Source organism: Dinghuibacter sp. (genome assembly GCF_035492835.1).
GTDB lineage: Bacteria > Bacteroidota > Bacteroidia > Chitinophagales > Chitinophagaceae > Dinghuibacter.
On record NZ_DATJIY010000066.1, the window covers coordinates 1 to 26,994 of the forward strand.

Consider the following 26,994-nt stretch of genomic DNA (forward strand, 5'->3'; position numbering starts at 1 on the left):
CTGCCTCTTAATACCCCGGGTTCTGCGTGCAGGCGGGGTTGCTGTTCAATTCCCCGATGGGGATCGCATAGAGCAGCATATTCGCGTTAATGTTATACAGCTTGTTACCCAGGTAGTCCGTGAAGTTATTCATGAGGTCGACGGTATACTGCGCGCCGAAGCGACGCAGGTCGCTCCAGCGGTGCCCCTGTCCCGCAAATTCCAAACGACGCTCGTGCAATATCGCCAGCGCGACATCGGATTGGGTGGTCGCCGTTGTCGGCGCCAGGTGGGCCCGTGCGCGGATCGCATTCACTAAGGGAATGGCTTCGGCGGTTTGGCTGGTATTGTTCAAGGCCTCCGCTTTCAGCAGGATGATATCCGCGAGCCGGAGGATGATGACGCTTTGGCTGCCGCCGGCGGCGTACGAGCCGCCTTGTACGTGCTGACCGCGTGTGATTAGATAGGGAATCTGCGCCGTGGCGTTGGTCGGATAGTGGTTGGGATTGTCGAAGAAGATGCGCCCGGGCGTGAACACCGTCGAATCGTTCTCGAATACCATTACGCCGTTCATCCGCACGAGGTCCCCTGAGTTCTTGTAGTCGTTCACCAGGTCCTGGGTGGGGCAAACAAACTTGGTAAACGGATCGGGGATGGTCAGGTTATAATCCGAGGGCGCGATCAGCCAGGTCGCAAAGTTGCGGGTGGGCGCATTGGTACCCCCTACGTGCTGGATTTCGAAAAACGACTCCGTGGTATTGGTTGACGCGTTGTCATCGAACAGGTCGGCAAAATTGGCGACCAGGCTGAAGCTGCCAAGACCGGTGCCCCCATAGGCCGGCGGCAAAACCGCGTTACACGCGGCCAGGCAATCGGTATAGTCGCCCTCCTGCGCGTATACCTTCGCCAGCAACGCCTGCGCCGCGGGCTTCGTGGCGCGGGTATGTTGATTTACCACGCCGGGGTAGGTATTCGGCAAGGCGCCGATCGCGTCCGTCAAATCGGAAACGATCTGCTTATAACAATCGGCCAGGCTGGCGCGGGCTTGTCTAACCGCGGTATCCGTCGAATAGGTATGGAGCGTCAGAACGACGGGGCCGTACGCCTTGACCAGGTTGAAAAAATGCAGGGCGCGTAAAAACTTCGCCGATCCCACCATTTGATTCCGCGCCGAGTCGGTCAATTTGGGGTCCGAGCTGGGTTTGGCGGCGACGTCGATCAACAGGTTGCAAGTGCCTATCATGCCATACAGCTCCGTCCAGCCGCGGCCGTCGGTGGTGGTGGCGTTGTCGGTGAAGTTGTCGCACTGCGTCACGGCCTCGTTGCTGTTGTTGTCGGTCTGCCCGTCAAAGCTGTTATCCGACCGGACGTCTTCATTCACCAGGTCGAACCATTGGTAAAAGTGCCCACCGGCGTCAACCATTTGCTCAAAGGAGTTATTCGATATCTCCTGCAGACCGGCCAGCGTATTCACGGACGAGCTGGAGACCTGGTTCGGCGGCGTTTGCGTCAAAAAACTTCTCTTACACGCCGTCATCGACAGAACGGACAAAGAGACAAGTACTATATTCTTGCTTTTCATTGTATTCAACTTTTTAAATTAAAAACCAACATTCAAACCGAGGTTTACGGACTTGGCCAGCGGATAGGTACCGAAATCGAGGCCTTGCGTGTTTGGGGAAGTACCGCCATTGTTCAGGTCGGGAGAATAGCCCGAATACTTGGTGATCGTGATCATGTTTTCCAGCGAAACAAAGGCGCGGAGGTTTCTTAGCCCGATCGATTTTATAAAGTTGAAAGACGTAAAATCGTAGGAGAGGGCGATATTCTGGAACCTCACGAAGGAGCCGTTTTCCACGTACCGGCTCGACACGTTGTCGTTACCGTTCTCATAGGGGTTGTTGGCCTGGTTGGAGGCATTTTCACCCAGTATGGCGAGTGGCAGGCTGGTGACGTCGCCCGGCTTCCTCCAGCGGCCAAGCGTGGTGGCCAGCTGATTGGTCAGGTCGTACATGCCGTCCTCTTCATACCGGTTGGCGTTGAACACCTTGTTGCCAAATGCGTACGTGATCAATACATCCAGCGTGAAGTTCTTATACGTGAAATCGTTGCTGAAGCCGCCGAACGCCTTGGGCAGCGCGTTGCCGAGGTACAAGCCGTTCTCGGCGGCGCCGGTCTTGTCGGGATCGGCATATTTGATATAGCCGGTTTGCGGATCCACGCCTTGGGAGATATACCCGAAGAACGAGCCGATGGAGTACCCGTTCTTCAACCACGAAGCGGCGCCTGAGGGGATGCCCCCGCCGGAGATCGGGGTGATGTTCGCCCTGATGACGTTCTTATTAAAGGAAACGTTGAAGTTGCTCGTCCACCGGATCGGCCCGCTGGCCAGGATATCGGCGGACACCGCGAGCTCGAGACCGTTGTTCACTACCTTGCCCGGGAGGTTGATTACCACGTTGCTTTGGCCAGACGAAGGCGGCAGGTTGCTCGTATAGATCAGATTGGTGGTGTGTTTGTTGTAATAGTCCGCGGTGAAGCGCAGCCTGTTGTTCAGGAAGGCCATATCCGTACCGATGTTCAGCTGGTTGGTCTGCTCCCACTTGATATTGGGGTTGGCAGCCGTTCCATTCAGCCCCAGACCGGGATAAGAAGCCCCGCCCGCATCGTAGGTGTATTGACCGCCCGCTACGTTCAGCACGTTATAGGAAGGATACAAGGAAGCGGGCAGGTTCCCCGTTTCCCCATAACCGGCCCGCACTTTCAGATCGCTGAAGATGGTCTGGTGTTTCATGAACTGCTCGTTGGATATCCTCCAACCCACGGAAGCGGCCGGGAAGACGGCGAATTCATTGTTGATACCCAATTGCGAGGCGCCGTCCCTGCGAATGGTCGCCGTCAAAAGGTACCTGGAATCGTAGTTATACATCAACCGGGCATATTGCGAATACTTCGACCAGTAATCATAACCGCCATTGTCCTGGGTGGTCGGCCTGCTCCCCGCGCTGGATATGGAATAAATACCCGCGATGGGGAAACCGCTTCCGCCGTTTTCGGAATACTGGGTGGAATATTTCTGGGCGGTAAGACCTCCGATAACGTCTATATTATGTTTACCAAACGACCTGCTGAATTCCAGGATATTGTCCCAAAGCCAGGTGAAGTTCTGGAAGGTCTGGTAATCGGCCGTCCCGCCAACGGCATTGGCGCCGGACGTAACCGTAGGGTCCTGGGTGATGTTTTCGAAATTGTCCGAGATATTGGCCGAGATCCGGTTGGTATAGGATATCCCAAAGGGTAGATGGATGACGGCGTGCCCTTCCGCGTTGATGATGTTGTAGGTCGTAATATCGGAAGTACCGTACAATTGCGCGAGCGGGTTGGGTATCGCTTGACCGTTACTGTTATCCACCGCGAAGAAGCCGGTCGTGGGGTCCTTTTCGGATACATAGGGGGAATAGGCGACGGCTGCCCCGGTAACGGCGCCCGATCCGCCGCCGCCATGACCGGTGGTCCCTTGGGTGCCGCCCGGCATGTTATGGGTGGTTTGCCGGGCATAGTCCGCCCTGCCGCCAATGGTCAGCCATTTGTTCAGGGTTTGTTCGGCGGTCAGTCCCACAAAGAACTTTTTGGAGCTGATCGTGGGCATGATACCATCCTGGTTCAGATACCCGAGGTTAAGCGCATAGTTGCCGCCTTGACCCCCGCCGGATACCCGCGCGCTTACTTTGGTGATGGGCGCTGTCCGGAAGAGCTTGTCCTGCCAGTTGTTGTTGATGTTCTGCCAGCCCGCCGGGAGGCGGATGCTGGCCGTATCGCTGGCGCGCCCGGCGTTGACGTATTCGTCGATCTGCAAGGCGTGCAGCTGCTCCCCGTTGAGCACCTTCAGTTTTTTGGCGACCGTTTGGTAACTGTTGGAAAAATCGACGTCGATGCGGGGGGCGCCGCTGACGCCTTTTTTGGTGGTAATCTGAACGACCCCGTTGGCAGACCCTGCCACACCGTAGATGCCGGTTGCGGAGGCGTCCTTTAAAATAGTGATGCTGGCGATGTTGTTTACGTCCAGGCTGGCGATGTTATAGCCCACGATACCATCCACTACGTATACCGGGTTGGCATTGCCGCTTAATGAGGTGAAACCCCGGACGAGGACCTGGAAATCCTGTCCCGGAGCGCCATTGAATTGTTGTACCTGTACGCCCGCGGCCTTGCCCGCCAGCTCCTGCATGATGTTCACTACGGGGCGCTGTCTTTCATCGCTCAGGCTCACCGTAGAAATCGAGGAGGTGACGTCTTTCAGCTTCTGCGTACCATAACCGATGACGACCACGTCACTCAGGTTGGAGATTTTAGCGGTAAGCCGGACGGACAACCCGGTTGCTTCGCTTTCGATCCTGACTTCTTTGTCTTCATACCCCACGATGGAAAATACCAGTGTCGAGCCTTTGTCGACTTTGATAGTAAATACGCCGTTGGCGTCCGAGGTGGTGCCGCCGGCTTTGCCCTTGATCTTTATGGATACGTTTGACAGCGGCGCGTTGCTGCTGTCGGAGGCAACAGTACCGCTTACCGTTATTTTTCCCTGGGCAAATGAAAGATGGGAGGCGCATAGGAAGGAAAGGATGAGGAATAGGATCCTCCTTCTCTGCAATAGCATTGCAAATCGCTTTTTCAACATGGCAGCTAATTTGGTTTTTAGATGATTATAACAAGCCTATTTAGTACATGGAGTACGGGGCTATGGATTTACCCTTAGTCCCCAAAGAATTTTTTTTTGCGCGTGTTTAGCAGCGGGCGGGATGGCGATCAGGGAGCAGCGGGCGCTGGCGCTGGTGCGATAGGCCCATAGGCAACCGTTTGCGCAGTCTAATTCCACCGCTATTTTGATTCGTATAGTAACTGATCGGTACGATGTATTATCCTTGTGCAAAGGATCATATGAATCGTCGATTGCCGCCAAGGGGAAAACTAATCTTTCTGCTGATTTTTATAGCGCTCCGGCATCGTGTCGATGCCCAATGGACACTGACTGCACAGTATTTTTCCATAACCCTGAATAGCAAAGGTTTCATCAACGGTATGGAGAATACATCGGTGGTCCCCCACCGGCAATTCAGCCCGGCGGACAAGCCTTCCCCGCTGTTGTGCCTATACGATTCCAGGAGAAATGAATACTATTACCCAGTCGGCGCCAGCTACAAGGGGAATACCGCAAGACTCCGCTATTCCAACGGTTCCGTTGCGACCGTAACGGTTTCAATCGAAAAAAAACAATACTTCAAGTTTACCCTACAGGATGTCGTGCCCCGGAACGGTATAGACGTCGTCCAGTGGGGACCTTTCCATACGAGCATAACGGGTTTGTTCGGGGAGATCATCGGGGTCGCCCGAGACACCACCGAAACAGGGAATTTCGCCATTGGCGTCCTGGCGCTGAACGACACCACCATGGGTGGCCCCGCTTCCGATCCCGCCGACCTCGGCCAGTTCGAATACATCATTCATACGCCCGATCCGAAACGATTTCCGCTTCCGCCGGGGTTGCACGAGGGACAACGCTTTTCCATCGGGGGAGATGGGATAAATGACGTGGCCTTTTATTCCCATCCCGAGGAATACTACAGGATGTTGTACGGCGACGCCGCGTCGATAGACAACCTGGGCCGGATATCGATCTGTTATCACGCCAGGGACCGCCGGAAGGGGAGGATGGTATTCGATAGCTCCAAAACACAACTGGCGGCTAATGCCGCCAACCACCAGGAGGTGCAACCTGTCCCCACCGTGGATATAAAGGGGTCCTCCATTGCGTTGTATGGCTGCCCGGACAGCGTGGCGTTGCTGGGTCTCATCAAGAACATCGTGTTGCGCGAGGGATTGCCGTACCCGGCTTATGCCGTCAACGGCAGTGCGAGCCGGGTATGGGTAAAAGACCCGGCGCGGTATACGCCGGACGTGTCCACATCCGGCCGGCTTTTCGACAGCACGGTGTCCTATGTGAGCCAGCTGGGATTCAAGGCGATCCAGGCAGAAGACATCGGCTTCTACTGGCCGGACAGGGCGGATAAAGGATACATTGACGGAGAGGCGTTTCATTTTACGGCGGGTAATAAGACCCATAAACAATTCGCCGATATGGCAAATGCATTGGGCATCGACATCGGGCGGCATACGGTGACCACCGCGCTGGGCCGGGGAACGGGCGATTTGAATCCGCCCAGCGACAGCTTGTGCGTGCTACTGAAAAAAACGCTGGCCAAGGACGTCGGAGCGGCGGACCTGGACATAACCGTAACCGATCCCCGGTGGCTGGACGAGACGGGCCCGGCAGAGGGTCACGACAAGTCGCTGAACATCGTTAAAATCGGGAAAGAGCTCATTCACTATGAAGGTGTCAGCAACACGCCGCCGTATGCCCTGCAACACGTGACCAGGGGATATTGGGGCACCAAGGCCACGGTGCATGAAAAAGGCGCGCCCGTAGACAAGATGCAGGCATCCTGTGGCGGCGGATACGCCGGTCTGATCCCCGACATAAACCTACAGGACTCTATCGCCGCCTACTACGCCGACGTCAGTATAAAGAACGGCATCCACTATATTGATTGGGATGGCGAAGAATTCCTGTTCGACCAGGGTATGGGTACTTATTCCGTGAAACGGTTCCATCGCGTGTTGTTCGAGAGGGCCGCCAAGGGCGGGATCGGCTATCTGCGTATCATGGGCGCCGGCGTCAGCGAGGGCTCCTGGCATTACCAGAGCGTCTGGAACGTGGGCGGTGGGAAAAATATGTACGACCAGGTACACCGGAGCTGGGGTATCGAGGGGAAGGACATCCGCAATGTGGCCTATGCGAATTATTTCCCGGCCACCTTTGGTATCACCGGCGGCCCCGGCCGCTCCTCGACGGTCCGGCAATTTGAAAACCTGGAGGCGGTCTCGGTGGGCGTTGGCGTAACGTATATGTTGGACCTCCGGCAAACCAGCGTGGAAGCGTGTCCGGAAAAATACGCCATCTTCTCCGCCATCCGGGCGTGGGAAAATGCACGGGCCGCGGGCGCTTTTCCGGGGTGGGTAAAAAATGACCTGGCGGACCCCACGCAGTACTTCCACCTTCGGCAAATCGATGCGGACACGTGGGAGCTTTACCACGTGGACGCCGATGGGAATAACCCGGTGTTATTCAAGAAGCTCTCACGAGCGACGGGATACTAAAAAAGACAACATGCACAACCTGGATCTTTCGGTTCATCAGAACCCCATCGGCGCGATGTTCGAACAACCGCGGAGCGCGAAGGACTGGAAACGGTATGTCTTGACCGATGAACAAGTCGAATCCTACAGGCGCGATGGTTTTGTGAGAGGCATCCGTATCCTTACAGACGGGCAGGTCGACTTATTGAACAAGGAGGTAGCCATACTGCAATCCCCCTCGAAGGCCGAACGAAAACTATTTTATCACTATGAGCATAACGAGTCCATGGAGCCGGATAATGTGTTGTTCCACGCCATCGGCGGCTGGAGGATAACACCTGGTTTCCACGACCTGATATGGTCGCCCGCCTACCGGATGGCGGCGTATCAGTTGCTGGGGCATTCCGTGCGGTTCTTCCACGATCAGCTGTTTTGCAAACCGGCGAGGCATGGTGCGGTGGTGGCCTGGCACCAGGATTTCTCCTATTGGACCTTTACAAAACCGATGCATCACCTGACGTGCTGGATCGGGCTGGACGAAGCGACCACCGGGAACGGTTGTTTGTATTATGTGCCCGGCAGCCACCGGTGGGGTTTACTCCCGGTCACCGGCCTTACGGGTGATATGGATGCGGTAAGGAGTGTACTGACCGGTGAACAAGCCAGTGCCTTCGACCGTAAAGTGGCCAACGAATTGCCACGGGGATACTGCAGCTTTCACCACCCGCTGACCATGCATGGCTCTTACGCCAACCACTCCGGTTGGCCAAGGAGGGCCGTGGTGCTCAACGCCATGGCGCATGGCACGAGGGGAAATACGCGGGACTACGAAAGAGCGGAAGCATTGAAATACTTCCCGAACATGGACCAGGATTGCGTGCTCGACAGCCGGTTCTTCCCACTGCTGTTTGTCGGGGACAGTGAACTGGCGGCCCTGGATATACCCAAGATCGACCCGGTCGAATTGTATAATTCATAGGAGATCATGCAAAGAGTTTTATTGACACTACTACTGATGGGAGCCACGGGGCTCCGTGCGCAGAGCGCCTGGGACAGGCAGCAATGGGGGAATCATCGCGCGGTCGTCGAAGTAGACGATGACGCGCCGGTGGTCCGCGTACACCTGCCCTGGAGGAGGGAGGACGATCCGGTGGGTAAAGCCGTGTTTGTCGTGGATGCCAGCTCCGGCCGGCGGATGACCCATGTATACGCGCTGGCGGTCGACAGGGAGGCGGGGGATTTTATATTCGAGCCGGCCACCGGGAAAGGCGAATATTTTTTCTATTATATGCCCTATCGGATGACGGGCAGCTGGTATTTCCCGAATACGGTTTATCGAAACGCGCGGCTTGCCTATGACTCGGTCTGGGCGGCAGGGCTGTCCCGGTCGGCGGCCTTTCCCGGCGCCAGGATCCTCCGTTTCGAGTCCGTCGATGCCTTCGATAGATTCGAGCCCATGGAGGTCATCGCCACCGCAAGGGAGACAGACAGTGTCGTTGCGGTAAACAAAGGCAAGGACTTCCTGGTCTTCCCCGGGGACAGGAAACAACCGGTGAGAATGGAAGACGCGATCCCTTCGTGCTGGATCGGGCGGACGGAGGGTGGGCCTTTTGATGGAACCGCCCTGCGGAACGAATTCTATGTCTTTCAACTGGCCGTCTTCGCAGCCTATAAAAACTTGCACAACCTGCGACTGACGTTTTCCGATTTGACCGGTGATAACGGAGCCAGAATACCAGCCGCCTCGATAAGGTGTTTCAATACCGGCGGAAAAGACTGGGAGGGGAAGCGGCTGACAAAAACGGTCGGCGTGGCAAAAGGAAAGGTACAGCCTTTGTGGATAGGAGTGGACCTCGCGAAAAGCCTAAGACCCGGCGTGTACAGCGGGATCGCGGCTATCGACGCGGAGGGCGTAGCGCCCCGGTCCATAGGTATTCGTTTGCGGGTACAGGACGGGGTGTCGGAGGACAGGGGCTATGGCGACCTTTACCGATTGGCCCGTTTGGACTGGCTCGATTCCGATAGGGGGATCGATGACAGCGTCTTCAAACCCTATACCCCGGTAAGGCTCCGGGGGAATTCCGTTCATATACTCGGGAGGACCCTATGGTTTGACCGTTTTGGCCTGCCAGAACGGATCACCAGCTCCTTTCAGGGTTGTAACGCGTCGGCTGAAGGGTCGGCAAAGGATATACTCGCCGGCGCCATAGAGGTAAAGGCGATTTCCCGTGGCAAGACCATGAGCTGGAAGGGCGACGGGCCGGTGACGAAAGAAGGCGCCGGCGGAGTTGCGAGGTGGTCTGCACGACTGGAGAGCGAAGACGCCGGCTTGGCCGTCTCCGCCCGGATGGAGTGTGACGGGTACGTCAGCTACGAGCTGACATTGACCGCCAGGAAGGATATGGACCTGGATGACTTCCGGCTGCAAATCCCATACGCCCCCTCCGTGGCGACCTATATGATGGGACTGGGGTGTAAAGGCGGCAGGCGGCCGGACCGTTGGGACTGGAAGTGGGAAACGAGCAAAGCCAACAACATGGTCTGGATGGGCGATGTGAACGCGGGTTTGCAGTGCAAGCTCAAAAACGAAACACCGGACTGGGCGATTACCAATTTGGAGAAAACGGGGATTTATAAAGATTGGAGCAATGGCGGATCGGGTGGCGTGACCTTGACTCCGGACGCGTTATTCATCGCCTACACGGGAAAAAGACGTCTCGCAAAAGGACAGGTACTCCATTTCAATTTCGGGCTGTTGATCACGCCCTTGAAGCTGCTTGACCCCGCGCATTGGGACGAGAGGTATTTCCAGGCCGACCCCCCCGTCGATAGCTGGCGGCGGGAGGCGCTCGCCAAGGGTGCGAATGTCATGAATGTCCACCAGGGCAATGTCCTGAACCCGTATATCAACTACCCATTCGTCGCCGTCGACACACTAAAGCGGTATGTCGCGGTCAACCGCGCGCTCGGTATAAGAACAAAGGTCTACTATACAGTCCGGGAGCTGAGCAACAGGGCTCCGGAGATATGGCCCTTCCGAAGCCTGGGTGACGAGATATTTACACCCGGTCTGGGATCCCAGGTCGCCGATCAGTTCGCCGACGATGGTACGGGGGGCAACCTTTACTGTACCGGCGGCTCCTGGCTGGTAGAGCATTTGCGGACCAGGTACGACGCCGCCTGGCATACGCCGCTCCCGGACGGTGACTACGACATGGCTGTCCGCACCCAGGGTCTTTCCCGCTTGCATAATTATTACATCGAGGGGTTGAACTGGCTAGTTCGGAACACCGGCATCCGTGGCATCTACCTCGACGGGGTGGGATACGACCGGGAGATTATGAAACGCGTGCGGAAGGTAATGGACAGGGCCGCGGATAGTTGTCTCATCGATATGCATTCGGGGAATAACTTCTCCCCGACGTATGGGTTGAACAGCCCGGCCAACCAGTATATGGAGCTCTTCCCGTTCCTCAATAGCCTTTGGCTGGGCGAAGGATATAACTACGACGAATCGCCTGACTACTGGCTGATCGAAGTTTCCGGTATCCCGTTTGGTCTGTTTGGAGAAATGCTCAACAACGGCGGGAATGCCTACCGGGGAATGTTGTATGGGATGACCAACCGTCTTGGATGGACGGGAAGCGATCCCAGCGCCCTCTGGCGTCTGTGGGACGTGTTTGGTATCCGGCCATCCCGTATGTTGGGCTATTGGGATTCTTTGTGCCCCGTCCGGTGCAACCGGGACGACGTAAAGGTGACGGTCTACCAACGGCCTGGGAAGGTGCTTGTCGCTTACGCCAGTTGGGCGAAGAAGGATGTCCATGTACGCCTGGATGTGGATTGGAAAGCGTTGGGTATCGATGGCGCCCACGCTACGATCGTGGCGCCTGCCGTATCCGGGTTGCAACAAGAATGTGTATATGACAACCTGAACGACATACCCATCGGAGTCGGTAAAGGAGGGTGGATCATCATTCAATAACCGATTGAACATGGCATGGAAATATGGCGCCGGCTTGTTGCTGGCCACTTCAATGACGGGCGCCCTATTGGCGCAGCAGGCGGATGGAAGGTTGACCCCGTTGAATGCCAAGCCGTTCGTCATCCCCGGTATTCAGGTGTGGCAAGGCGGCTCGGGATGGTACCGGATCGGGACGCAGGCGGCCATCGTGCTGGCTTCCGGAAGCTCGGATAGCTTGAAAAGCGTCGCGGAAATCCTGCGGGGAGACCTGGAAGCGTTGTCCGGCGGTGTGGAATACCCGGTAAGGATAGGCAGGCCGCGGCCGGGGGATATATCACTGAGCCTTGGCGCCACGGATGCTACTTTGGGTCCCGAAGGATATTTGCTGGAGGCGACCCCCAAGGAATTGCGTATATCAGCGCGCACCATGCGCGGTGTTTTTTGGGGAACGAGGACATTGCTGCAGGTGCTCGAACAAGACAGCCTTCAATTCCCTTGCGGGATGGTACGCGACTTCCCGAAATACGTCATCAGGGGGTTCGTATTGGATGCGGGACGAAGGTTCTTCAGCATGGACTACCTGAAGCGTTGTGTAAGGCTCATGGCGTACTACAAGATGAACGACTTTCACCTGCACCTGAATGACAACGGGTTTCATGGAAAAGGAACCTCCTGGGACAGCACGTATGCCGCCTTCCGGCTACAGTGCGATACCTATCCCGGCCTTACCGCCACGGATGGTTCTTATACCAAGGCGGACTTCAAGGCGTTCGAATCGTTTGCGCGTTCCTACGGGGTCAATATCGTACCTGAAATCGACGTCCCCGCCCATTCACTGGCCTTTACCAGGATGCGCCCGGAGATCGGGAGCGGACTATACGACATGGACCACCTCGACCTCGATAACCCTCTCACCTATAAAGTCATCGACAGTATATTCGGCGAGTACCTGTCTGGTCCCACTCCAGTGTTCTCAGGCCCCGACGTGCACATCGGCACCGACGAGTACAATAAGAAAGCGGCGGAATCTTTCCGGGCCTTTACCGATCACTATATCCGCCTGGTTCAGGGGTATGGGAAGAAGGTGCGGCTTTGGGGTTCCCTCACACACGCAGCGGGGACGACGCCGGTTACGTCGAAAGGCGTAACCATGAACGTCTGGTATAACGGGTATGCCGACCCAAGGGAAATGGAGAGACTGGGATATGATATCATATCCACCCCGGATGACTGGGTTTACATCGTACCAACCGCGAAGTACTATCACGACTTCCTCGACATCGCCAAGCTCTTTAACGACTGGGAGCCCCTGCAGGTGGGTGACGTCCGTTTTCCCGAAGGCGATCCCCACATCAAGGGCGGATCGTTCGCGGTATGGAACGACAAGATCGGTAATGGGATCACGGACAGGGAAATCGACGACCGGATTTTTCCCGCCATGCAGGTATTGTCGCAAAAAATGTGGATGGGGACCGATACGACGATGTCGTTCGCGGATTTTTGCCGGGAAGCCGGACAAATTGGAACAGAACCCCAACGGAACGAATATCATGTATCCGTAAAAGGGAGCGATGCGGGCGACGGGTCCCTGAAACATCCCTTCAGGACCATCATGGCCGCCGCGAACGCGGCCATGCCGGGCGACGTGATCACCGTCCACGCGGGTACCTACCGCGAGCAAATTACGCCGCCGCGTGGCGGTAGCTCGGACAGGGAGCGGATCGTCTACCAGGCGGCGAAAGGGGAACGCGTCGTGATAAAGGGGTCGGAAATTGTAACGGGTTGGGAAAGAGCGGGCGGCGATACGTGGATGGTGCGACTCCCCAATTCCTTCTTCGGAAAATTCAACCCGTACAGCGACAGGATCAGGGGCGACTGGTTCTCACCCACTCCAAAAGAAAGGATCTATCATACCGGCGCCGTATACCTCCGCGGAGACTGGCTGATGGAGGCAGCGTCGAGGGAAGAGGTCATTCAGCCGGAAAATGAAAGAAACCCTCTGTGGTGGGCGGACGTCGACTCGGCCACTACGACCATATGGGCCCAGTTCAGGAATGCTGACCCCAACAAGGACACCGTGGAGATAAACGTGCGACAGACGGTTTTTTATCCGGACAAGCCATTTATCAACTATATCACCGTCAAGGGCTTCATCATGGAAGACGCGGCCACCAACTGGGCGCCACCCACGGCGGAGCAAATGGGCGTGATCGGTACGCATTGGAGCCGGGGGTGGATTATCGAGGACAATACCGTTCAATACTCCAAATGCTCGGGGATCGCCCTGGGAAAATACGGTGACAGCTGGGACAACCATAATACCGAGTCCGCCGAAGGCTATGTGGGTACGATCAGGCGCGCCCTTGCTTTTGGTTGGAACAAGGGGACGGTAGGTGGTCACCTCGTCCAAAACAACAGGATCGCGTATTGCGAACAAACCGGTATCGTCGGTAGCATGGGTTGCGCCTTTAGCGTCGTGAAGGGTAACGTGATCCATGACATCCACATACGCCGGTTGTTCACCGGCGCCGAAATGGCCGGTATCAAATTCCACGGCGCGGTGGATGTGCGGATCGGGCATAACCAGATCTACCGGTCCGACAGGGGCGTATGGCTGGATTGGATGGCGCAGGGAGCGCAGATTTCCGGTAACCTCTTTCATGACAATACCAACGAGGATATCTTTTTGGAGGTCGACCATGGCCCCATTTTGGTCGACAATAACATTTGTCTCTCGCGGGTCAGCGTCGTGATGAATTCCAGCGGTACGGCTTTTGCCCACAACCTGTTTGCGGGAGCCATCCGGGTGATACCATATGACAGCCGCCTGACGCCTTTTTTCAAGCCGCACTCCACGGATATCGTCGCCCTGCATGACAACCCCGGCGGGGACGTCCGATTTGTCAATAATGTATTTATAGGCCAGGGCAGCGCGCGTAAATATGACAAAACATTGCTGGGCGCCTCATTTGCAGGAAATGTATATGCAAAAGGCGCCAATATGCCGCAGGCGGACGACCTGGACCGGTACATGCCGTCGTCCAGGCGGCCGGAGCTCAAAGACAAAACGGCGGTAAATGAGCTGAACGCCGGCAACGATGACGGGCGTGCCCTGTTGGAAAAAAGCGGCGCCGCCGTGTACCTGGATATTTCCCTTGACAAAGGCTGGCTCACGAAGCATAAGAGGTCGCTGGTGACGACGACCCTGTTGGGAAAAGCTATCGTTCCCGATCTGCCGTTCGACAACCCGGACGGCTCGCCCGTGCGGATCGATACCGACTATAGCGGACAAAAAAGGAATGTGGCAAACCCTTCCCCCGGTCCGTTCGAAATCGAACGCAGCGGCCGGCAGCGGATCAGGATATGGTGACCGGCACGGTTCGCGTTTCACCCGCGTTGACCGTCACCTTCGGCCAGGACAGAAAGGCCGTATAACCAAGGGGGCTTTTGGCTCGTCCGGCATTTTCAACCAGCACGGTTATATCGGCGGGGAAGGGCGTGAGATTGGTTATGACCAGGTCCATCTTGTCCCCGTCACGTTTGCCGACCTTGGCCTCTACGTGATCGAAGACGTATATGGTTGCCGTATCCACGCGCACATAGATGCCCGGGATCTCTATCGCCATCAGTATGCCATTTAGCAGATTCCAGCCGGTCGAGCCTTTACCGCCCCGATAACCCCGCGTGCCGTCGGCGTCACAATAATTCAGGCGTTCGGTAACGGTGCCGTCGGGACGCATGCCCTCGGCGTGGGCGTGGATGATGTCGTGCAATAATTCCGCGTAGCGGGCATCCCCCGTTGACCTGTAGAGCCGGAAAAGCGGATCGCCCGAGGACGTGCAGATGCCGGGGGCGGCGTGTTTGTTTTGGGTGCTGGCCCACACGGCGCCAGTTAGCCTGGCTCCCAACCGGGCCAGCTCCGTGTCGGCCGGCAGCACATAGTCGAATGAAACCGTCCATGTGGCCAGCAAATGGGCCAGGCGCGCCGATTTCTCCAGCCATTTATCGTCCGATGTGATCTCATAGAGCGCCATGAGAGACGTCATCAGGCCGGAGGCCGTTTCTGAATCGGCGTTTTGTAAAATGTCCGCGCAGCCGCCGGTCGTCATGCCCAGCGCCTCGAAGTCTCTCTCGTAATACAAAAGAGCTGCTTCAGATGCTACCTGTAAATAACCGGGATTTTGAAAATACGCGGACGCCAGTGCGAGGCCACCGACGACCATGGCGCCGCCCGTTGTATTGTAAACGGCGACCGCGCCGGTGGCATTGTTTAGGAAATTACCCCACTGACCGTCTTTTTCCCAGGTGGCGACAAAGGCGTCGGCCAGGCGCCGGACGGCATGCTCCCAGCCTGGCTTTATGGCATCGGCACGCCCCTGGGCTTTTAATATCATAAACTGCTTGAGCAGCCAGAACAAGAGGTCCCCGTTCTTTCGCGTCAGCACGATCTCGGGGAACTCATCATATCCCTCCCTCCCGAAATTCCGCCCATCCTGATCCGTGGCGCCATAGAAATAACCGGAGGCGCCCTGCCCCCTGGGAATGGCAAAGTCAAAAGTCTGGGTCACCCGATCCAGGTGGGCTTGATCTCCCAGGACGAGCATCGGATAGGTGTCCATCAATCCGCCAATCCATCCATAGGAAATCCACGTCGCGTTCTCGGGACAATAAAAGGCGTATCGTCCCCGGTAAAAGCGCTGGTCGATCAGCCCCGTCATGAGCGCGATGACATGGCTGAAGGGGATAAGGTTACGCGGATGATTGGGACCGGTGACCGCTTTGCGGACTGTCATGAAACGATCGAGCACCGCCGGAATGTCTTCGGCGGCAAAGATGTATACTTTCAGCCGGAGCGTCAGTGAGCTCCCTTCTGGCCAGTGGCCCCCGCGGTCCGGGCTGTTTTCAAAACCCACGAAAAGGGGTTTCTTATGCCGGACGCCGGGGGCGCAGATGGCCAGCGAGGCGGTTTTCCGGTCCTGGCTTTCGGTGATAGTAAAGCCATGATCTCCGAAAACCGATCCTTGCTCGGTCAGGACTATAAAGGCTTTTTTGGTTCGTCTGTTGTAGATTACCACGGCGGGCGTGGTCGTATTGCACACATTTACCTGTAATTCCGAAGGGGTTCCTTCATGGGGTGATAGCTGCGGGAGGACACCCGTGGTCAGGGGAAGGTCTTTGCGGTAGAGATCCGTGCGGTCCAACCCGGCCGCATAGGGTCTGTCGACCGTGCGGTTCCGATTACCATTGTAGACGGAAGCCGGTATCATGACGTACATCTCCGCGTTCCAATCCCCGAAGTCGAAAACGGCCGCGACACCTGCGGATGTTGCATCGCCTCGCTCCAGGGTGAACCGCAAATGAAAATCCATGGCGTCCTTCTCCCTCCGCTGGTCTATACGGCTTTCCCACCGCCCCCCTGCGGTATCGAGCGCTTTGCCTTTGAAGGCTGTAGCCGATGTCCTCCTGGGACCCTCGTAAGCAAGTACATAAGGACGCAGGGTGGCCGCAAATCCTTCCAAAAAGATTTCGGCATCCTTGCAAGGCCCGGCGGATGCCTTGTCCCAGGGGATCAGCATCCCGGTTCCGAGAATAAATGATTGACCGATAAACCGGCGGCGATCGAATGGATGGGCGCTCATGCCACGAATGTAAACGGGCTTGCCGAAGTCCAGAGGCACGATTTTGGCAAATACCGATGCTATTTTGACTTAGGCAAAAAAGCATCGGTATTTATCAACCCGCTGGTGGCTAACCTGCACAGTCCTGCGGATATTTGATCCCGATGAGAAAGTGTCTGACGTGCTTGCTTGCTGTCTAGCCCTCCAGGCCATGATTGGACGATTGCTAAAAACGCTTAGTAAACCTTTTAATCTCAAAATGCTTATGAGAAAGGTATTTTACCGCCACCCGATTCGCTTGGGTAAGGCTTGCTTAACCATGTTGCAGGGAGTTTCCTTCCTCCTCCTCTTCCTCTGTACAAGCGCCGTTGCCATGCCACGACCCGTCAGGGGCCGCGTGCTCGACGCGGATGGCCGGCCTTTGGAAGGAGCCACCATCCAGGTAAAAGGTACCAGCCTGGGTGCGAAGACCGATAAGGACGGTTCTTTTGCGATGAATGTGCCGGACAATGCCAAAACACTGGTCATTTCCTACGTGGGGATGGAAACCCAGGAAGTGGACGCCAAAGGTCGGAGCGAAGTGACCATCGTTCTGAAAACTGCCGTGGCGCAGGAGCAGGATGTCGTGGTGGTGGGATATGTCACCCAGAAGAAATCGCTGCTCACCGGATCGGTGGTCGATATGAAGGTGAACGAAAGCGACCGGGAAGTCCCTACCGCCAGCGCGGGAAACCTGCTGGCCGGCAGACTCTCGGGAGTCAACGTGGTTACGCCTTCGGGTCCCCCGGGCGAGGTAACGCCCGCCATTACGATCCGGACCGCCACCTCATGGAACGGTCAGCCGGTCCTGTACGTCATCGACGGGAAGATCAGCGCCGCCGCGGACTTCAATAACCTGAGCCCCAATGAAATTGCCAGCGTGTCCGTGCTGAAGGACGCGGCCACGACAGCGGCTTACGGCTCCCGGGCTGCCGGTGGCGTCGTAGTCGTCACGACACGAATGGGTAAGACCGGTAAGGCGCGGGTCACTTATAGTTTCAACAGTGGCTATGACGTCCGTGGAAAGAATATGGCGCTGACGGATGCGATAGAGACCGGTAAGCTCGCCAACCAGGTTAACAACGGCGGGGCGAACCCCGCGGGGCCCGCCTATACACAACAGGACTTCGATTACTTCGCGACGCATAACTTCAACAATGCGGGCGCCGGCTATGGGTTCAACCAACTGAAGATCATTTACAGGAACCCCTTCACCGCCACCCAAAACCTCGGCGTGGAAGGCGGGAATGACCGGATCCGATATTATGTCGGCGGCTCCTATGTCAATCAGCAGGGTTTTATGAACGGCCTTACCTACAACAAATACAACTTACGCGCGAATATTACCGCGGACGTTACCAAGGACTTCCAGCTCTTTTTCGGGGGCGCCCTGAACAATAACCTGACGAATTCACCCAATTGGAACGGCGGCGGTTTATCGGGACAGGTATACGACCTCTACCAGAAACTACTGGTATGGCAGCCCTATATGCCGGTCTTCACGAACTCGGGAATGCCGGTGGATTACGGGTGGATCGCCAACATGGGCGCGGTGACACAGGGGCAGGGAGGGTATCAGCGCGATAACTACCTAAAGCCGGTCTTCACCCTGAGCGGCACCTACAAGGCGCCCTTCCTCAAGGGGCTGAGCGCAAAGGCCACGTATATAAAGTCCTATACGTACGATGCCAACAAAGTATTCACCACCACCTACGCGATGTACACCGTAAAACAATATACGCCTTACATATGGGGCCTGTCGGATACGAGCGTCGTGGGTACGCGTCAGAGCACGGGTACGCCCGGCCTCGCGGAGACGGCGACCTGGGGTGGCGACAAGCAATTGGACCTCCAGCTGAACTATGAGCGCAGCTTCGGGTTGCACCACGTGATGGGCACGCTCGTCTATGAAGGCTATCAGACCCAGGGCACGGGTCTTAACGCATCGGTCAACGGCTTCCCGTTGTATACGACGGACCAGTGGTGGGCGACGTCCCCCAACCAGAATTCCACCACGCCGAGCGGGGGCGTCATACCCAACAAAAATGTGTCCAACAGCACCGCCTATTCGGATATTACGACCGGTCGCAAGTCCTGGGTCGGGCAATTCTTTTATGACTATGCGGACAAATACCTGGCCGGCTTTACCTACCGTTATGACGGCTCCATGAATTTCGCGCCCAACGAGCGTTGGGGCTTTTTCCCGTCCGGCTCCCTGGGCTGGATCCTCTCCAAGGAACATTTCATGGAGAAAGTGAGGTCGATCGACCTCCTCAAGGTCCGCGCTTCCATGGGTCTTACGGGTAACGATAACGTAGGCGGGTGGCAATGGCAACAAAGCTATGTGACCGGGAACAACGCCTTTTTCGGTACCTCCCCCTCCCTCAATGCCGGTCTAACATACGGTCCCGTGGTAAACCCGAATCTAACCTGGGAAAAATCGTTGAACCAGAATTTCGCGGTGGACGTCAATTTCATGAAACACTTCAGCGCGACGGTCGAGTATTGGCATACGTACACCTATGACATCCTGGGGCAGCGCGTCCAGACGACGCCTCCCACTTTCAGCCTGACCCTTCCCTCGGTCAATTACGGCAAGGAGAAGGCCAGCGGGATCGATTTCTCGCTCGGATATACGCGACGCTTCGGGAAAGTGGACTTCAGCACCGGCGTCGTGGCCTCGTACGGACATGCACGGTATGTACTGCGCGACCAGAACGTAACCTACGACTATCAAAACCAGGTAGGCGGTGGGAGGACCACGACCATGCTCACCGGCTATGTGGTCGACCATATGATCCGCAACCAGACCGACCTGTCCAGCTGGAACGCCGCCAATCCCAATTACAACTTCAACGGAAATAAGGCCGACCTGGGACAATTCGTATACCAGGACCTCGGAAGCCAGGGCGGCGTCCACCAAAAGGACGGTAAGATCGATCCTTACGACATAGCGGTACTGAGGAAGAACAACGACCCGATCGTCGTCGGCTGGAACCTGACCGGCGAATGGAAAGGATTTAGCCTTTCCGCCACCTTCAACGGTAATTTTCACCGATGGAACGCGGTCAATATCAGCGGCAGCGGCGTGGAATGGAACAGGATGTGGCGGACTTGGTACACCGACAGCTGGAACACCACCAATACCAACGCCAAATACCCGAGGTATTACGGCGCCGAGGTCGGCAATTCCGTCAACATGGCTGGCAGCAACTTTTGGTATGCCCCCTCCAACTTTATCCGTTTGAAGTTCCTGAACATAGGATATACGATCCCCCCGCGCTTTTACAAGAATTACCTGAGCGCCATAAAGGTATTTGCTTCCGGTAGCAACCTGTTCATCCTGAGTAAATACAACCAGCAGTTTTACGACCCGGAAATGTCCGGCGGAACCGCGTTCCCCATCATCAAATCTTACAACATGGGCGTTTTGGTGTCCCTGTAAAATCGACAACTATGAAGAAAATAATTTCATATATAGCCATCGCGATGGCCGTTCTGCCGGCCTGTAAAAAGGGCCTCGATTTCACGAATACGAATGCGATCAACCCGGCCAACGTGTGGACGGATTCCTCGACGATTCAGGCGTTCCTGTCGGATATTTACGGAGGGTTGATGCCGGGCTGGCCGCTGGGTCAGGGCAACAATTCGGATGAAGGCATCAACTCCCAAAAGAGCATGGGCAACTACCAGCTGGGGATCATCTCGGCGGCGGGGAATTATGTGAACCTGAGCTATACCTATATCGATAAATGCAATTTTTTCCTGGACCAGCTGGCAGCCGTGTCCGCCAATGTACTGAGCCCTGCGACCAAGGCGCAGTTCACGGGCGAAGCCAAATTCTGGCGGGCATGGACCTACTGGTCGATGGTGAGCCAGCTCGGCGGCGTACCCCTCATCCTTCACACGCAGAACGCTACCGACGTGGCGAGTCTGAAGGTGCCCAGGAACAAAACTTCCGAATGTATAACCCAGATCGTGCAGGACCTGGACAGTGCCGCGCTGTTGCTACCCGGTTCCTATACCGGCACGAGCTACGGAAGGATCACCAGCGTGGCGGCCCTCGGCCTGAAAGGAAGGATACTTTTGTGGTATGCGAGCCCGCTGTTCAATCCGTCGAACGACCCCTCTCGCTGGCAGACCGCCTTTAACGCCACCAAGGCGGCGGTAGACGCGGCCAACGCCAATGGTTACGGCCTCTTACCCAACTACCGGGCCATATGGTATTCAGGGAACATGGAAGAGATCATGGTCAACCAATACTACTACCCGGATCACTACATGAATTTTGCCCCGATACGCCCGTTGCCTTATACGAATGGCGCCGCTAACAACGATCAGCCGCTAGAGCCCCTGCTGATGGCCTATCCCAAAAGGGACGGCTCCCCCATGCAGCTCGATTTGACCCAGCTGTCAAACCCGGCCTATAACGCCCAGTTCACGAACGATTTCTATACGAACCGGGACGACCGTTTCTATGCGACCATATTTTGTGGCGGCACACCCTATCCCACGCCCGACGTGCTACCCGGACAACCCGCTAAATGCGTGTATTGGGCCGCGTTTCAATGGACTTCCGCGTCGGGAATAAACTTTACGCTCCCGGTGCCGGGAGGGTACAGCAATATCGACGTTCCCGTGGAGAACGGCGACGACAACGGACTGGTTGGGTTCTACGAAAGGAAGGGCCTGGATACCACGCTCACCGGGCAGCAGATCGTCAGTGTGGCGGCCGGAGCCAAAAGCTGGTGGTCGCCGATGCGATACGCGGAGTTGCTCATGAATTACGCCGAGTGCGCCAATGAGACAGGTAGCCCGAGCGAAGCCCTGAACGTACTATACAAGATCAGAGCCAGGGCGAACATCACCCCCGGCGCCTCCGGGACCTACGGGATTACCGCCGCATCACAAGCCGACATCCGGGCGGCGATCATGAATGAACGAATGGTCGAGTTCGCCTTCGAGGGCTTCCGGTTCAACGACCTCCGGCGTTGGAAGCGCTACGATATACTGAACAGCGAAGGCGCCAGGCACGGACTTCTGCCGATGCTGATCTATGGGGCGCCGCTTCCTTCGACCACGGACAACATCATGACCGCTTCCGTCCGGGCAAATTTTTCGATGGTTTATGTGGATAACCTGGACGGCGACGCTAACTTTAGGTTCAACCTGGACCTGAGCCATTGGTTCTACCCATTGAACCCGGCGCAGATATCCCTGGAGTCCTCGGTTTTACAGCAAAACAATGAATGGGGCGGCACGTTCGACCCCTTGCAATAGTGATGAACATGGACCGGTACATATTAGGTACGGCGGCTTTGGGCGGTGTATTTGGACCGGTTGATCCGGCGGTGTCGGTAGGGACGGTCCTGCGGGCCCTGGAATATGGCTTTACCGCGATCGACACGGCCCCGGCGTATGGAGACGCGGAATTATTTGTAGGCAAGGCGCTGAGAGAATGGCGCGGCGCAAAACCTGTCATAAGCACAAAAGTAGGAAGGCTCAGGTCGTACGCCAGTGATGATGGCCGTTACGACTATCACCCTGAAGTGATGGAAAGGAGCGTGAGCGAAAGCCTCGCGCTCCTGGGCCTTCCGAACGTCGATGTCCTGTTCCTGCACGACCCCTGGGCGGTTCCGCCGGAACAGGTGGATGCGGTTATCGATCAATTGCGGCTCTTCAAGCGGAAGGGATATGCCGGTCGGATCGGACTGGGTGGAAACCCGCCCCCCTCATTCGCGGCACATATAGATAACGGAGTTTTCGACGTCGTCATGGAGTTTTTCCGGTTTACCGCCATCAACGCGGATGCATTGACGGACAGCATACCGAAATACCATTCCCTGGGTGTTCAGCCATACATGGCCAGCCCGCTTCATATGGGGTTGCTGGGCAGGCGGTTCGAGGAGTTCCTGGAGTCCGCGCCCTCCTGGTTGGACCCGGCATGTATGCAAAAAGCCGCGGCATTGCGGACCATTGCATCATTGCATGGTATTTCCCTTTCCACGCTCGCACACCGGTTCGTGTTCTTCGCCCCGGTGGATATAAAAGTCGTGACCGGACCTTCCAACCTCCGCGAGCTGGAAGAAACCTGGAAAGACATCCTGTCCGGGCCGTTGCCCGAGGACGTCGTCGACGAGATACGGTTAATTCAGCAAAAGAATGTTTCATGAGCCAAATTACCTTTACTCTTAACCCGATAGGAGACGAAGTATTTAACATCAAAAAAATATCCGTCCGGACCCTGGCGGATGTACCCGCGGTCACCCCGTTCCAGGACTCGTCCATGGGCCCGTTCCGTTCCTACAATATGTCCCTGCTGACATTCGAGGACGAAGACGGAAACATCGGCGAAGGACCGGTCACGGCAGGATATATACACATATTGCAAAACTGTATCTTTCCTCAATTGCTCCATAGCGGCGGTCTTCGGTACGAAATCCTTTACCCCCGCCTGTATTGGGCCATCAGGAACGAGGGCTTCAGGGGCCCCGCCTCATCGCTGTTGGGCCAGGTCGACCTGGCGCTTCATGATCTGGCTTGCCGCAGAAAGGGCGTATCGATCCAGCAATACCTACATGGGGTGCGAAACCACGCCAGGGCCTATGGCAGCGGCGGAGGTACGAATTATTCCCTGGCGCAGCTGGAGAAGGAAATGAGCCACTTTCTCGATTTGGGCTTCTCCTGCGTAAAGATGAAGGTTGGTATGCATTTTGGGAAGAACATCCGCGAGGATATCGAGCGCGTCAGGTTCGTCCGGAAACTTATCGGCAAGGATATTCGCCTTGCGGTCGACGCCAACCAGATATGGACGGTCATGGAGGCGATGGCGTTCATGAGGGGTGTTGAAGACCAGGATATTGCCTGGCTCGAAGAGCCCGTTCATTCCGCGGCGCTGTCGGAAATCGCCCAATTGTCCGCGTTATCCCCGGTGGGTCTGTCCTTTGGCGAATCCGAAAAGTCGGCCAAGGTATTTCCCGAATTAAAAAAGGCAGGAGTGGCCCATTTACAGCCCGCGCCCACACACCTGGCGAGCGTCCGGGAATGGATGGATGTCCGCGACCTCGCCGAAAAATCCGGATTGGCGTTTAGCTCCGGCGGTTATTCGCACTATGCGGCGGCGCTGGTGTCGACCGCGTCCGATGGGGCGATGGTGGAGTTTCTCTATCCCCTCATGGATGGCCTGCGTGAATACTTCGCCGAGCATCCCTTCGTAGAGAACGGTTCTTTCGTCTTACCGGATGTATCGGGCATACCGATCCGGATCGACTGGGACCGCCTCCAGCGGAAAAACAAAATCGTGGGACGTAAGACCTGGACCGTAAACGAGGTCGGTAACTATACACCCATGGTCACTTCATAGTCATGAATGTATCGCTTGCCATAGGAGACTATATCATTTTGTTCGCATACCTGGCCGGTTTGCTTTTTGTCGGATTCTTCCTGGACAGGCGGATGGGAAAGGACAGCGACCTTTTCCTCGGTGGAAGGTCGCTGCGCTGGTGGCAGATCGGTTTTTCCATGTTCAGCGCCAATGCCGGCCCCACTATGTTGATCGGTTTTGCAGGGATCGGTTTTTCCGAAGGGGTCGTCGGGAGCAATTTCGAATGGCTGGCCTGGATATTCATCCTGTTATTGGCCGCGGTCTTCATTCCGCTTTATCGGGCGACCGACATCTCCACCATGCCCCAGTTCCTGCGTATCCGCTATGGAGACAAAGCATATCGTTTTCTCACCTTTTACAGCCTGGTATCGATCCTCGTCGTTTGGCTCGGCAGCGCGTTGTATGCCGGAGGCCTTCTGATCTCCCAGATGTTCGGCTGGTCGCTAATGCGGTCGATGGTGAGCGTCGCCGTGGTGGCGGCGAGCTTTACGACCCTGGGGGGGCTGCGGGCGGTCATGAGAACCGGTATATTCCAGTCGTCCATCATCCTATTGTCCTCCGGGCTCCTGTTGTTCTTCGCACTCCGGAAGGCCGGCGGGATACACGAGGCGGCTTCGGCCATTCCACGCCGCTACCTGCAACTGCTGCGGCCGGCCTCGGCGCCGACGTATTCCTGGATATCCGTCCTGGTAGGCTACCCCGTGGTCGCCATCTGCTATTGGTGCGCGGACCAAACCATCGTTCAAAAGGTGCTCGCGGGTAAAAATGTGCGGGAAGGGCAATACGGAGCGTTATTCCTGGCGGGTTTGAAAATATTGATGCCCTGTTTGTTCGTCTTCCCCGGTATCCTGTGTTACGTATTGTACAGGGACCAGGCGACACCCGATACCGCGTATATGGTGCTGGTCAAGCACCTGATGCCGACCGGCTTGTTGGGTCTTAGCATGGCGGCGTTGATCGCCGCGCTAATCGACATGGTTTCTTCGGGTCTCAATTCATTCAGCACCGTATTCACGTTGGATGTCATCGAGCGCCTTCGGCCGATGGACGAACGGCAAAGCCGCCTGGCGGGCCGGTTGGTAACGGTGGGCGCGGCGATCGTGGCGTTGTTGATCGCGGTCCTGTTTTCCTACTCCGGGAAAGGATTCTTCGAATTGTCACAGGGGCTCGTATCCATCCTGGCGCCCCCCTTGTCCGTCGTTTTCCTGGCAGGGGCGTTGTGGAAAAAGGCCAACCATATCGCCGCGGAATGGATTTTGTATGGCGGTGGTCTGTTGTGCCTGGTCATCGGGTGCTGTTATGTCCTTAACTACCCCAATGCACATTTCTGGCCCGGCTTCCTGATGCTTTCCTTTTACCTTTTCGTGGCGCTACTGGTGGCCATGGTCCTCATCTCGCTCACGACGACAGCCCGGCGGGGTTCGGCGCTTCCCTCCCTGCACGAGATACACGCCCGGTATGCCGGCCGTTCCCGAGGGGTCTGGCTGACGTGGGGTTTATTGGGGATTATTATGATCTTTATATATGCGATTCTTGAATAAATACCTGTTCGCCTTTATGTTGCTGGCCGCGTGCCGGCAACCGGTTTCTACGAAAGCCCGCGACGTCGTCATGGTTGTCAACCTTGTCGACGATTCCGTAAAAGTCCGGCAGTATCTGGCGTATCACCAGAATGTCTGGCCGGAAGTGGAAGCCGGCTTCCGGAAGGCGGGATACAAGAATATCCGGTTGTACCGGTGTGAACGGACGGTGGTGATGATCGTCACCGTGCCGGCGGATGCCGACCTCGCCGCCATGGGTCGGACGGCGGAGGCTTACGATCCCAGGTGTGGTGCATGGAACCGGATGATGGATGCCTACCAGGTGGGCGTGCCCGGCACGCAACCCGGGCAGAAGTGGGTGCAGGCGGACCTTTTCTATCAGTTCAAGGCGGATACTACTGGTACTGTTTCACGAAATCCCGCGGGGAAAGCCCCTTGATTTCCCTGAAGTGCTTGTTGAAATTGGAGATGTTGTTGTAGCCGCTTTCGTAGCAGGCTTCAGTTACATTATGTTTCCCTTCGAGAAGGAGTTTGGCGGCATGGCCGATGCGGAGTTCCTTGAGGAAGTCGGTGAGCGTGCGGTTCGTTTTTCGTTTAAAAACACGGCAGAACGCCGCCGTCGACATCGGCAAAAGGTCCGCGACTTCCTGCAAACTGATCTCTTCCCGGAAGTGGGTGAATATATAATCGAACACGACGTTGATCCTCTTGGACTCGGCGGATGTTTCTATCGAATTGTAATAGGGCGATGAAAGGACCCGGCAGGACGTCGAGCGAGCGAGGATGTCTAATAGCCTGAGCATCAGTGACACCCTGGCCATGCCGGATTCGAATAGCATTTGCTGGATGATCATTTTTGCGCTCTGTAACGTGTCCCCCGTAAACAGGAGGCCCTTGGCGGCCTGGTCGAACAGCGTATTCAATCCTTTGGCTTCCGGTTTGGCCAGCAGTTCCTTTCCCATGAAATCCGGGAAAAAATGGATAATGGCGGCGTGGGGCTGGATATTCGGGTCCGCCGTTTTGGAGTATTGCCAGCAATGGGGGAGATAACTGCCCATAAGCACCAGTTCGGTGCCCTCGAAATCCTCGATGTGATCCCCGATGAAGCGTTTGCCGCAGCAGTTCTCGATGAGTGCGATCTCGTAATTGACGTGCGACTTCAAGGAGGTCCACTTCTTGATTTCAAGCAGCTCCGACCGGATCGTAAACGATTGATCAGGCTGGAATGTGAAATTTTCGTATATATACTGCATGTCAATTCCGGTTACTCTACAA

General features: G+C 56.3%; 14 protein-coding genes. 10 read left to right on the forward strand and 4 right to left on the reverse strand.

Annotated elements, in window-relative coordinates; genetic code table 11:
* Positions 1-7: 7 nt before the first annotated feature.
* Both VL547_RS06290 and VL547_RS06295 read right to left on the reverse strand, forming a co-directional pair.
* Positions 8-1,561 (reverse strand): RagB/SusD family nutrient uptake outer membrane protein, encoded by a 1,554-nt coding sequence (locus VL547_RS06290; protein WP_325576377.1) that lies wholly within the window; start codon positions 1,559-1,561, stop codon positions 8-10.
* 18 nt (positions 1,562-1,579) lie between these two features.
* A complete protein-coding gene (locus tag VL547_RS06295) occupies positions 1,580-4,636 on the reverse strand; it encodes a SusC/RagA family TonB-linked outer membrane protein (RefSeq protein ID WP_325576379.1) in 3,057 nt (1,018 codons plus the stop codon).
* Positions 4,637-5,058: 422 nt separating this feature from the next.
* On the opposite strand from VL547_RS06295, the gene VL547_RS06300 reads away from it, so the two are divergent.
* Genes VL547_RS06300 through VL547_RS06315 form a run of 4 tightly spaced genes read left to right on the forward strand, consistent with a single transcriptional unit; the run spans position 5,059 to position 14,507 of the window.
* Positions 5,059-7,194 (forward strand): hypothetical protein, encoded by a 2,136-nt coding sequence (locus VL547_RS06300; protein ID WP_325576381.1) that lies wholly within the window; start codon positions 5,059-5,061, stop codon positions 7,192-7,194.
* A 10-nt stretch (positions 7,195-7,204) separates the two neighbouring features.
* A complete protein-coding gene (locus VL547_RS06305) occupies positions 7,205-8,152 on the forward strand; it encodes a phytanoyl-CoA dioxygenase family protein (protein ID WP_325576383.1) in 948 nt (315 codons plus the stop codon).
* 6 nt (positions 8,153-8,158) lie between these two features.
* Complete coding sequence (locus VL547_RS06310; protein ID WP_325576385.1) at positions 8,159-11,158, forward strand: glycoside hydrolase domain-containing protein; 3,000 nt, start codon at positions 8,159-8,161, stop codon at positions 11,156-11,158.
* A gap of 10 nt (positions 11,159-11,168) precedes the next feature.
* Positions 11,169-14,507 carry a family 20 glycosylhydrolase gene (locus VL547_RS06315; protein ID WP_325576389.1) on the forward strand — a complete coding sequence of 1,113 codons (3,339 nt, stop codon included), beginning with the start codon at positions 11,169-11,171 and terminating at the stop codon, positions 14,505-14,507.
* On the opposite strand, the gene VL547_RS06320 is transcribed toward VL547_RS06315, so the two are convergent.
* Positions 14,494-16,776 carry a hypothetical protein gene (locus VL547_RS06320; protein ID WP_325576391.1) on the reverse strand — a complete coding sequence of 761 codons (2,283 nt, stop codon included), beginning with the start codon at positions 16,774-16,776 and terminating at the stop codon, positions 14,494-14,496. The genes VL547_RS06315 and VL547_RS06320 overlap by 14 nt on opposite strands.
* Before the next feature lie 352 nt (positions 16,777-17,128).
* Here VL547_RS06320 and VL547_RS06325 point away from each other — a divergent pair, with 352 nt between their 5' ends.
* The 6 genes from VL547_RS06325 to VL547_RS06350 are packed head-to-tail and all read left to right on the forward strand — an operon-like array spanning position 17,129 to position 26,158.
* Positions 17,129-20,239 (forward strand): SusC/RagA family TonB-linked outer membrane protein, encoded by a 3,111-nt coding sequence (locus VL547_RS06325; RefSeq protein WP_325576393.1) that lies wholly within the window; start codon positions 17,129-17,131, stop codon positions 20,237-20,239.
* An 11-nt stretch (positions 20,240-20,250) separates the two neighbouring features.
* On the forward strand, positions 20,251-22,074 hold the full coding sequence (locus tag VL547_RS06330; protein ID WP_325576395.1) for a RagB/SusD family nutrient uptake outer membrane protein: 1,824 nt from the start codon (positions 20,251-20,253) through the stop codon (positions 22,072-22,074).
* Between the two features lie 8 nt (positions 22,075-22,082).
* Positions 22,083-22,967 carry an aldo/keto reductase gene (locus VL547_RS06335; RefSeq protein WP_325576397.1) on the forward strand — a complete coding sequence of 295 codons (885 nt, stop codon included), beginning with the start codon at positions 22,083-22,085 and terminating at the stop codon, positions 22,965-22,967.
* On the forward strand, positions 22,964-24,157 hold the full coding sequence (locus VL547_RS06340) for a mandelate racemase/muconate lactonizing enzyme family protein (protein ID WP_325576401.1): 1,194 nt from the start codon (positions 22,964-22,966) through the stop codon (positions 24,155-24,157). Before VL547_RS06335 ends, VL547_RS06340 begins: the two co-directional genes overlap by 4 nt.
* A 2-nt stretch (positions 24,158-24,159) precedes the next feature.
* On the forward strand, positions 24,160-25,719 hold the full coding sequence (locus VL547_RS06345; RefSeq protein WP_325576403.1) for a sodium:solute symporter family transporter: 1,560 nt from the start codon (positions 24,160-24,162) through the stop codon (positions 25,717-25,719).
* Positions 25,703-26,158: an L-rhamnose mutarotase gene (locus VL547_RS06350; protein ID WP_325576405.1), complete on the forward strand. Its 456-nt coding sequence runs from the start codon at positions 25,703-25,705 to the stop codon at positions 26,156-26,158. Before VL547_RS06345 ends, VL547_RS06350 begins: the two co-directional genes overlap by 17 nt.
* On the opposite strand, the gene VL547_RS06355 is transcribed toward VL547_RS06350, so the two are convergent.
* A complete protein-coding gene (locus tag VL547_RS06355) occupies positions 26,115-26,972 on the reverse strand; it encodes an AraC family transcriptional regulator (RefSeq protein ID WP_325576407.1) in 858 nt (285 codons plus the stop codon). The genes VL547_RS06350 and VL547_RS06355 overlap by 44 nt on opposite strands.
* Positions 26,973-26,994: the final 22 nt, after the last annotated feature.

What these genes read in the sequence shown, in the direction of transcription:
- VL547_RS06350 (WP_325576405.1), top strand. Translation starts at nt 25,703, where the DNA reads ATGCGATTCTTGAATAAATACCTGTTCGCCTTTATGTTGCTGGCCGCG.
- VL547_RS06340 (WP_325576401.1), top strand. Translation starts at nt 22,964, where the DNA reads ATGAGCCAAATTACCTTTACTCTTAACCCGATAGGAGACGAAGTATTT.
- VL547_RS06320 (WP_325576391.1), bottom strand. Translation starts at nt 16,776, where the DNA reads ATGAGCGCCCATCCATTCGATCGCCGCCGGTTTATCGGTCAATCATTT.
- VL547_RS06300 (WP_325576381.1), top strand. Translation starts at nt 5,059, where the DNA reads ATGGAGAATACATCGGTGGTCCCCCACCGGCAATTCAGCCCGGCGGAC.
- VL547_RS06295 (WP_325576379.1), bottom strand. Translation starts at nt 4,636, where the DNA reads ATGCTATTGCAGAGAAGGAGGATCCTATTCCTCATCCTTTCCTTCCTA.
- VL547_RS06315 (WP_325576389.1), top strand. Translation starts at nt 11,169, where the DNA reads ATGGCATGGAAATATGGCGCCGGCTTGTTGCTGGCCACTTCAATGACG.
- VL547_RS06290 (WP_325576377.1), bottom strand. Translation starts at nt 1,561, where the DNA reads ATGAAAAGCAAGAATATAGTACTTGTCTCTTTGTCCGTTCTGTCGATG.
- VL547_RS06330 (WP_325576395.1), top strand. Translation starts at nt 20,251, where the DNA reads ATGAAGAAAATAATTTCATATATAGCCATCGCGATGGCCGTTCTGCCG.
- VL547_RS06310 (WP_325576385.1), top strand. Translation starts at nt 8,159, where the DNA reads ATGCAAAGAGTTTTATTGACACTACTACTGATGGGAGCCACGGGGCTC.
- VL547_RS06335 (WP_325576397.1), top strand. Translation starts at nt 22,083, where the DNA reads ATGGACCGGTACATATTAGGTACGGCGGCTTTGGGCGGTGTATTTGGA.
- VL547_RS06345 (WP_325576403.1), top strand. Translation starts at nt 24,160, where the DNA reads ATGAATGTATCGCTTGCCATAGGAGACTATATCATTTTGTTCGCATAC.
- VL547_RS06325 (WP_325576393.1), top strand. Translation starts at nt 17,129, where the DNA reads ATGCCACGACCCGTCAGGGGCCGCGTGCTCGACGCGGATGGCCGGCCT.
- VL547_RS06355 (WP_325576407.1), bottom strand. Translation starts at nt 26,972, where the DNA reads ATGCAGTATATATACGAAAATTTCACATTCCAGCCTGATCAATCGTTT.
- VL547_RS06305 (WP_325576383.1), top strand. Translation starts at nt 7,205, where the DNA reads ATGCACAACCTGGATCTTTCGGTTCATCAGAACCCCATCGGCGCGATG.